6 protein-coding genes are annotated in these 6968 nt (G+C 72.6%); 5 read left to right on the top strand and 1 reads right to left on the bottom strand.

Annotated elements, in window-relative coordinates:
• From SACPADRAFT_RS0207170 to SACPADRAFT_RS0207150, 5 genes are all read left to right on the top strand, one after another.
• Positions 1-494 (top strand): hypothetical protein (locus SACPADRAFT_RS0207170; RefSeq protein WP_007025780.1); only part of this gene is annotated, 494 nt, incomplete at its 5' end.
• Between the two features lie 23 nt (positions 495-517).
• Entirely contained in the window at positions 518-2386 is a 1869-nt protein-coding gene (locus tag SACPADRAFT_RS0207165) for an AMP-dependent synthetase/ligase (RefSeq protein ID WP_007025781.1), read from the top strand.
• 108 nt (positions 2387-2494) lie between these two features.
• Positions 2495-3742: a PP2C family protein-serine/threonine phosphatase gene (locus tag SACPADRAFT_RS0207160; RefSeq protein ID WP_040924055.1), complete on the top strand. Its 1248-nt coding sequence runs from the start codon at positions 2495-2497 to the stop codon at positions 3740-3742.
• 141 nt (positions 3743-3883) lie between these two features.
• A complete protein-coding gene (locus tag SACPADRAFT_RS0207155) occupies positions 3884-5008 on the top strand; it encodes an NDMA-dependent alcohol dehydrogenase (protein ID WP_007025783.1) in 1125 nt (374 codons plus the stop codon).
• Positions 5009-5218: 210 nt separating this feature from the next.
• Entirely contained in the window at positions 5219-5629 is a 411-nt protein-coding gene (locus SACPADRAFT_RS0207150) for a roadblock/LC7 domain-containing protein (RefSeq protein WP_007025784.1), read from the top strand.
• 69 nt (positions 5630-5698) lie between these two features.
• Here SACPADRAFT_RS0207150 and SACPADRAFT_RS26080 read toward each other — a convergent pair.
• Positions 5699-6968, bottom strand: a 1270-nt coding sequence (locus tag SACPADRAFT_RS26080; protein ID WP_007025785.1) for an aldehyde dehydrogenase family protein, incomplete at its 5' end; no start/stop codon positions are given.

Raw genomic sequence — 6968 nt, 5'->3', positions numbered from 1 at the left:
GTCGGCCGCGCCTGTGGCGGCGTCCCCGGCCGCGGACGTTGCTCGCCGCCGGGCTGGTCGTGGCGGCCCTGGTCGGTGCGGGGTTCGTCGGGGTGGACTACTGGTCGCTGCGTGCCCGGGAGACCGCGCGGGCGGAGGTCCTCGATGCGGCCACCCGCTTCGCCACCCGGCTCGCCTCGTACGAGCACGACACCCTGGACAAGGACCTCGACGCCGTGCTCGACCACGCGACCGGGGACTTCGCCGAGCAGTACCGCCGGGTCGGCGACGACCTCAGCCAGCTGATCCGGGAGAACGAGGCGGTCTCCAAGGGGGAGACGCTCGCGGCGGGCGTCGTGCGTGCCGACTCCACCGAGGCCGTGGTGCTCGCGTTCGTGGATCAGACCATCACCAACACCAACAACCCCGAGCCGCGGATCGACCGGAACCGGATGCGGCTCACCCTGCGCCGGGAGAACGACCGCTGGCTGGTGCACAACGTCGAACTGCTCTGAGGACACACCACGGGAGGAAAGCCATGATCACAGCCGAACAGGTGCACCGTGGCGCGGACGGATGCACGGTCGGCGGCCTGTTGCGCCGCAACGCCGAACGGCACGCCGACCGTCCCGCGCTGTCCACCGGCACGGGAGAGGCGGGCACCACCGTCACGTGGGCACAGCTGTACGAGCGGGTCGCGGCGGCGATGCACGGGCTGTCGGCGGCGGGCCTGCGCCACGGCGACCGCATGCTCATCGACGTCTCCAGCCGCCCGGAACACTGGGTCGTCGACCACGCCGCAGTCCACCTGGGCGCGATCCCCTGCACGGCCTATCAGTCCCTGAGCACGGACCAGATCCGGCACGTCGCCACGCACAGCGCGGCGACGGTGGTCGTCCTCGAGGGCGCCGACCAGCTCGCCCGCTGGCGGCCGGTGCTGGACACCCTGACCACCCTCCGCTCGATCGTGCTGATCGACGACGCGACCCTCGACGGCGCGGGACCGGACACCGCGCGATTCCGTGGCGATCACCGGCTCGCGTCGTACTCCGACCTGCTCGCCGGCGGCGCCGAACTGCACCGGGCCGACCCGGACGCCGTGCGGCGTGCGGGCGACGAACGCAGCCCGGACGACCCGGTCACGATGATCTACACCTCCGGCACCACCGGTGACCCCAAGGGCGTGGTGCTGACCCATCGCAACGTGTTCCACCAGGCCGCGGCGCAGGAACTGGTCCAACCCGGTCCCCCGCATCCGCGACAGGTCGCCTACCTGCCGCTGGCACACGTCGCCGAGCGCGTGCTGAGCATGTACCTGCCGCTGTTCAACGCGGGCCACGTCACCGTCTGCCCCGACCCCGCGCAGCTCGCACCGACGCTGCGGGAGGTACGTCCGCACGGGTTCTTCGGCGTCCCGCGGGTGTGGGAGAAGTTCGCCGCCGCGGTGCAGGGCGCACTCGCCGCGCTCCCGGAGGAGCGACGCGCGGCCGTGGAGGCGGCCCGGGACACCGCGACCCGCGTGTACGCGCTACGCGCCCGGGGGGCGGAACCGGACGCCGACCTGGCCGCCGAGTTCGACCGGGTGGACCGCACGGTCCTGCGGGAGCTGCGGGAGCAGCTCGGGCTGGCCGAGGCCGTGCGGCTGGGTAGCGGCGCGGCGCCCATCCCGGCGGAGGTGCTGGAGTTCTTCGGGGGACTCGGCCTGCCGATCATGGAGGTCTGGGGACTGTCCGAGACGACCGGCGCGGCCACCACCAACTTCCCCGACGGCTACCGTCCCGGCACGGTGGGCCTGCCCACACCGGGCATGGAGATCCGCACCGCCGACGACGGTGAGGTGCTGGTGCGCGGACCGCTGGTGTTCGCAGGCTACCTGGACACCGACGGCCGGGTCGTGCCGGACGTCGACGAGCGGGGCTGGCTGGCCACGGGCGACGTCGGCACCCTCGACGACGACGGGTACCTCACCATCACCGACCGTAAGAAGGAACTGCTCATCACCGCGGGCGGCAAGAACGTCGCTCCCAGCCGGGCCGAAGGCCTGCTGCGACGCCACCCGCTGATCGGGCACGCCGCGGTGATCGGTGACCGCAGGCCGTACGTGACGGCGCTGGTGACCCTCGACGAGGAGTCCGCCCCCGCCTGGGCCGCCGCGCGCGGACTGGAGGCCGACGACGTCGCCGCGCTGGCGTCCGATCCGACCGTGCTCGCCGAGGTCGCCGACGCGGTGCGCGCGGCCAACACCGAACTCTCCCGTCCCGAACAGATCAAGGCCCACCGCGTGCTCGGTGGGGTGTGGACGCCGGAGACGGGCGAGCTCACCCCGACGATGAAGCTGAAACGCCGGGTGATCGAGCACAACCACGCCGACGAGATCGCCGCGCTCTACGCCGACGACGCTCCGTGATCGCCGACGACGCTCCATGACCGGCGACGCGGTGCGCAGGCCGACGCCGTGTCCCGCCCGCCGAGGTGCGGCGGACGAACCGGGACGGAAGCCACTACCGTGAGAAGCGTGACGTCCGCGAACTGGTACGAGGTGCTCGACGAGATCATCAACCGGGGCCACCTGTCCGCCGGGGGTGATCTCGGACGGATCGTCCGGCACGCCCTGGCCACCCACGTGGGGGTCGACGGACTGCTGTACGTCTCCGACCTGCCCCAGCGGCACCTGCACCCGCTGGGCACCGACGGAGCCCCGAGTGCCCCGGTCCCGATCGACGACACGCTCGCCGGCCGGTCGTTTCAGCGCGTGGAGATACTCGAGGACACCGATCCGGCGACGGGCGGGCCCGTCCTGTGGGTGCCCGTCCTGAACGGCACCCACCGGATGGGGGCACTGCGGGTGGTGCCGCCCGAGGGGACGGACCCGGACGACGCGGCCCTGCGGCAGTACTGCTGGACCGTGTCCGGCTTGCTCGGGCACCTCATCGTCGCGAAACTGAACCAGAGCGACGCCCTGCACCAGACGCGCAGGCCACGCCCGCTGACCGTGTCGGCCGAACTGCTGTGGCAGCTGCTGCCCCCGCAGACCTTCGCCACCCCGGACATGACCGTCAGCGCGGTCGTCGAGTACTACGACGAGGCGGGCGGCGACGGGTTCGACTACACGGCGGACGGAACGCTCGGCCACGTGGCCGTCTTCGACGCCACCGGCCACGACCTGCAGGCCGGCCTGGTCTGCTCGATGGCCATGGCCGCCACCCGCAACGCGCGCCGGGGCGGCGAGACCCTCGCGGGGATCGCCCGCAGTGCCGACGCGATACTGCGCGAACACGCGACCGAGACACGGTTCGCCACGGCCCTCCTCGCGAACGTCGACTTCGACTCGGGAGTGCTGTCGTACCTGAACGCGGGGCACCCACCGCCGGTGCTGTTGCGGGACGGCCGGATCCACAAGGTCCTGGACGGCGGCAGGCGCATGCCTCTCGGCCTGCAACACCTCGACGACGCCAACCCCACCATCCCGGCACGGGAACACCTGCAGCCGGGTGACCACCTCCTGCTCTACACCGACGGCGTCACCGAGGCCCGCAACGAGCGTGGCGAACATTTCGGCGTCGACCGGCTCGTCGACCTCGTCGAACGGGAGAGCGACGCCGGACTGCCTCCGCCGGAGACGCTGCGCCGGGTGATCCACGCGATCCTGAAACACCAGCAGGGACAGCTCCAGGACGACGCCACACTGCTGCTGATGGAATGGCCGACCCCGCGACGCCCGAAGTTGCTCCCCGCCGAGGCGGTCCGCCCCAAGGTCCACTGACGCCATCCACGCCCGGGGCTTCCTCCGTCTCCCCGACCGACGTGACACGCGCGTCTCCCGACCGCGCGACACGCCTCCGTCCCGCCCCCGGACGGGATAGCTTCGGCCGCGTCGGTGGAACCGGAATCGAGGGAGAACGTGATGCCGATCAGTACGCGGGGCGCGGTCCTGCGGGAGTCCCCCGGGCGCTACGAGGTCGTCGACCTGGAGCTGGACGACCCGCGGCAGGGCGAGGTGACGGTGCAGCTCGCCGCGTCCGGGTTGTGCCACTCCGACGACCACGCCGCGACCGGCGACCTACCCGTCGGCATCCACCCGTTCTGCGGTGGGCACGAGGGCGCGGGGGTGGTCACCGCGGTCGGCCCGCACACCCCGGGGTTCGCACCGGGCGACCACGTGGTGTTCTCCTTCCTGCCCGCGTGCGGCACGTGCGAGTTCTGCGCCCGTGGCCTGCAGAACCTGTGCCACCTGGGCGCGACCCTGCTCACCGGCGCCCGCGCCGACGACCCCACCAGCTACCGGCTCAGCCTCGACGGGCGCCCGGTGGGACAGCAGTGCGGCATCTCGACGTTCGCCGAGTACACGACCGCCTCGGTGGACTCGCTCGTCCGGATCGACAAGGACGTGCCGCTGGAGCTGGCGTGCCTGCTCAGCTGCGGGGTGCCGACCGGCTGGGGCGCGGCGGTCAACACCGCCGGTGTCCGCCCCGGCGACACGGTGATCGTCATGGGTATCGGTGGTATCGGGGCCAACGCCGTGCAGGGCGCGGCGCACGCGGGGGCGAGCACCGTGCTGGCCGTGGACCCGGTGGAGTTCAAGCGGGACAAAGCCCGCGAACTGGGTGCCACGCACGCCTACGCCGACCTCCGCGAGGCCGCCGAGCACGCCCGGTCGGTCACCAACGGGCAGGGCGCGGACGCCGTGATCGTCGCCGTCGGCGTCACCGGGGGCGAGCACCTCGCCACGGCGCTCGGCGCGATCCGCAAGGCCGGGACCGTGGTCGTCACCGGCCTGGGCAGCCACCGCGCGACCGACGTACCCCTCCGGCTGAACGACCTGGTTCTCATGCAGAAGTCCGTGAAGGGGTCGCTGTTCGGCGAAGCCGCCCCGGGGTGCGACATCCCCGCACTGGTGCGGCTCTGGCGACAGGGTGTGCTCAAGCTGGACGAACTGGTGACCACCCGGTACCCGCTGGACGAGGTGGCGAAGGCGTACGACGACATGCACGCGGGCCGCAACATCCGCGGCGTGCTCGTCTTCGACTGACCGCCGGGGTGACCAACTTCTGACTCTCCGTGTTCGTCCGTGACCGAATCACGCCCCGATCGTTCACCGGGTCGGACCGGTGGCGCCGCCGAGGAGACGACTTACCGCGAGGTGGCGCGTCTTGACACCGCGAACCGGGTGATCTTCGATACAGTGCCGCCGTGTCCACGGTGCCCGGCACGGTTGTTCGACAGTGGGGAGATCGAAGCAATGGTCGCTTCCGACCCGACGGATCTGGACCGGCTGCTGGACGGGCTGGTGACCGGTCTGGACCGGGTCCGGCATGCCGTCGCGCTCTCGACCGACGGCATGCTGCTCGGCCGCTCCGGGCAGCTCGACGCGGACGACGCCGGACACCTCTCGGCGGTCGCCTCGGCGTTCCACAGCCTCGCGGACGGCGCGGGTGCGCAGTTCGGCGGTGGCACCGTGCGGCAGACCGTGGTCGAGCTCGACCGGGCGACGCTGTTCGTCACCGCCGCCGGCGAGGGTGCCTGTCTCGCCCTGCTCGCCGATGAGGGGGTGGACATGGGCCGGGTCGCCTACGGGATGAACCGGACGGTCGAACGGATCGGCACCGTCCTCGCCACCGTCCCCACCGGCCCGCGGCACACCGCCTCCTGACCCCCGGCCGCCGGTGCGGCCCCTCCGCGTGCGGGTGTCGGGGCCGCACCGGCGGCCGGAGGCGGCGGGTCAGAACGGGTAGCGCTCGATCGAGGACTGCACGGTGATCCACTGGGTCTCGGTGAACGACTCCAGGTTCGCCCGCGCCCCGCCGAAGTGGCCGCCGACACCGGAGGCCTTCATCCCGCCGAACGGGATGGTCGACTCGTCGTCGACCGTCTGGTCGTTGATGTGCACCATCCCGGACTCGATGCGCCCGGCCAGCTCGTAGGCGCCGAACGCGTCGGCGGTCAGGATGCCGACACTGAGGCCGTACTCGCTGTCGTTGATGATGTCGATCGCCTCGTCCACGGTGTCGTAGGGCACGACCGGGGCGACCGGGCCGAAGATCTCCTCGGCGAACGCCGGACTGTCCGGGGCCACCCCGGTGAGCACGGTGGGCCGGTAGAACGGCCCGTCGTGGGTTCCGCCCGCCGCCGCGGTGGCACCCCGGTCCACCGTCTCGGTGACGATCCGGTGGACCTTTTCCAGCTGCGCCCGGTCGATGATCGGGCCGAGGGCGTTGGCCGGGTCGGCCGGGTCACCGACGGCGATCGCGTCGGCCTTGGCGGCCAGCCGTTCGGTGAACTCGTCCACGAGCGAGGAGTGCACCAGGTGCCTGCCCGCGGTCATGCAGATCTGCCCCTGGTGCAGGAACGACCCCCACGCCGCGGCGGAGGCGGCGGCCTCCACGTCGGCGTCCGGCAGCACGAGCAGGGCGTTGTTCCCCCCGAGCTCCAGGTGCACCCGCTTCAGCAGCGGCGCCGCCGCCTCCCCGATCCGGCGGCCCGCGGGGGTGGACCCGGTGAACGACAGGCACGGCACGTCCGGGTGCGTCACCAGCGCCTGCCCGACGTCGGCCCCGCCCGGCAGCACCGTCAGCAGGCCCTCCGGCAGTCCCGCCTCGGCGAGCAGCTCGGCCAGTGCCAGCCCGCCGGACACCGGGGTGCGGGGGTCCGGCTTGAGCACGACCGCGTTACCCACCGCGAGCGCGGGCGCCACCGACCGCATCGACAGGATGCCGGGGAAGTTGAACGGCGAGATCACCCCGACGACCCCGATCGGGACCCGGCGGGCCAGCGACAGTCGCGGCCGGGTGGAGTGCAGCAGCTCGCCGTAGGGCTGGGAGGCCAGCGCGGCGCTCTCGTGCAGCTCGGACACCACGAGCCCGACCTCGAACGACGCCTTGCCCTGCGCCGATCCGGACTCGGGCACCAGCCAGCGGGCCAGCCGGTCCGGGTCGTCCTCCAGCAGCCGGGCCGCCCGGCGCAGCACCGCGGCGCGCTCGTCGTAGGTGGTG

Source organism: Saccharomonospora iraqiensis subsp. paurometabolica YIM 90007 (assembly GCF_000231035.2).
Taxonomy (GTDB): Bacteria; Actinomycetota; Actinomycetes; order Mycobacteriales; family Pseudonocardiaceae; genus Saccharomonospora; species Saccharomonospora paurometabolica.
The sequence above is the reverse complement of the archived record's forward strand: the minus strand, read 5'-3'. Positions and strand labels throughout refer to the sequence as shown.

Excerpts from the sequence above, each read along its gene's own strand:
- SACPADRAFT_RS0207165 (WP_007025781.1), top strand. The coding sequence starts at position 518 with ATGATCACAGCCGAACAGGTGCACCGTGGCGCGGACGGATGCACGGTC.
- SACPADRAFT_RS0207155 (WP_007025783.1), top strand. The coding sequence starts at position 3,884 with ATGCCGATCAGTACGCGGGGCGCGGTCCTGCGGGAGTCCCCCGGGCGC.
- SACPADRAFT_RS0207150 (WP_007025784.1), top strand. The coding sequence starts at position 5,219 with ATGGTCGCTTCCGACCCGACGGATCTGGACCGGCTGCTGGACGGGCTG.